Origin of the sequence: Mycobacterium sp., assembly GCF_049673265.1 — a bacterium.
Taxonomy (GTDB): Bacteria; Actinomycetota; Actinomycetes; order Mycobacteriales; family Mycobacteriaceae; genus Mycobacterium.
In genome coordinates, this window is record NZ_JBATXN010000146.1 from 1 (window position 1) to 1,609 (window position 1,609).

Genomic DNA, 1,609 nt, shown 5'->3' on the forward strand with positions numbered 1-1,609 from the left:
CTTCGATGACCTTGGGCGCGGTGTCCACCGCCAGAATGTTGACGCCGCCCATCGCCGCTCCGGCGGCCCGGCCGTAAGCCTTCATGCCCTCTGGATCTTTGATGGCCTCGGTGAGGATGACGTATCCCTTTGGTCCCTGCGGCATTTGCGCTCCTTTGGTCAGCGTTCGGCGATGGCCTGTTCGGGACAGCAGTCGATGGCCTCTTGAGTTTCCACCTCGAATTCGGTTGGGACATCGGAGGATATCGCCTCCGCGTAGCCGTCGTCGGTCAGCTCGAACACCTCCGGGCAGAGCGTGACGCACACGCCATGACCGCGACAACGCTGATCGTCGACCCAGACTTTCATGCTGGCGTGAATTCCAGGTGCAGCTCGGTCAAGCCGCGCAGGATGTAGGTCGGAACGTATTGATAGCGACGATCATTCGCCGGGCCGTGCATACGTTCGTTGATGCGTATGTCGGAGGTGCGGTCGAGCAGCCGTTCGATCGCCACCCGCGTTTCCGCACGGGCCAGTGGCGCGCCGGGGCAGCTGTGAATGCCGCGACCGAACGCGATGTGCTGGCGGGCGTTCTTGCGGACCGGATCGAAAGTAGCGGGGTCGTCGAACCGGCGGGGATCGCGGTTGGCGGCGGCCTGAACGATCATCACGGTGGTGCCGGCGGGTAGGTCAACTCCGCCGACATTGACGGGCACGCGGTTCATTCGGAAGTCGCCCTTGACCGGGCTCTCGATGCGCAGCGCCTCTTCGATGAAGTTGGGAATCTGGCTGCGGTCCTTGCGCAGCTGCGCCTGGATATCGGGACGCTCTCCGATGGTCTGCAACGCAGCGCCCAGCAGTCGCACGGTGGTTTCCTGCCCGGCGGAGAAGACGTTGCTCGCGACCCGGGCGACATCCTCGACGTCAGGTGTCGAGCCGTCGGGGTAGGTGGCGGTCGCGAGACCGGTCAGCACGTCGTCGCGGGGTTCACGGCGGCGGTCCCGGACATAGTCGGAGAAAAGACCGTATAGGAATTCCAGCGGGCTGTGCGCCAGCGATTCCTTGCCGGTCCCCCCTATGCCGCCACCGGAGTGCTGACGGATCCCTTTGATGAACTTGTCGCGATCTTCCAAGGGCACGCCCAGCAGGTCGGCGATGACGAGCAGCGTGAAGGGGCCGGCGAAACCCTTGATCCATTCACCGTGGCCTGGCGCCAAGAACTCATCGAGCACCTGGTCGGCGAGCGCCCACATGGCGTCCTCGTTCTCCTTGAGACGCTTGGGGGTGATCAGCCGCATCAGCAGTGAGCGGTGGTTGGTGTGGGTGGGGGGATCAAGCGTGGGCAGCTGATCGCTGAACGGCAACTCGTCACGATGCTCTTCGATCAGATCGGTGATGTCGTCACCCTCGAGCGGTACCGGAAATCCGGGGAAGGGCCCGGTCACCGAGATGCACGACGACCACGTCTCGGCGTCGTTCAGGACGGCGCAGGCTTCGTCCCAGCCCGTCACCATCGTGACGTCGTGGTGCTTCTCTTTGGCCACCGGGCATTGCTGCCGAAGCGCCTCGTAATAGGGATAGGGGTCCGCGATGAGCTCGCTGCCCCGGAAAAAATCAAGCTCGGTGAAGT

3 protein-coding genes are annotated in these 1,609 nt (G+C 63.9%); all 3 read right to left on the minus strand.

The window, feature by feature from the left end:
* Positions 1-145 (minus strand): DUF1330 domain-containing protein (locus tag WBF82_RS05245; RefSeq protein ID WP_424382033.1); only part of this gene is annotated, 145 nt, incomplete at its 3' end.
* A gap of 14 nt (positions 146-159) precedes the next feature.
* Positions 160-348 carry a ferredoxin gene (locus WBF82_RS05250; protein ID WP_424382031.1) on the minus strand — a complete coding sequence of 63 codons (189 nt, stop codon included), beginning with the start codon at positions 346-348 and terminating at the stop codon, positions 160-162.
* A partial coding sequence (locus WBF82_RS05255; RefSeq protein ID WP_424382032.1) for a cytochrome P450 occupies positions 345-1,609 on the minus strand: 1,265 nt, incomplete at its 5' end. The genes WBF82_RS05255 and WBF82_RS05250, both read right to left, overlap by 4 nt.

Bases quoted from the DNA above. Each gene is read 5' to 3' on its own strand.
- WBF82_RS05250 (WP_424382031.1), bottom strand. From the start codon at position 348: ATGAAAGTCTGGGTCGACGATCAGCGTTGTCGCGGTCATGGCGTGTGC.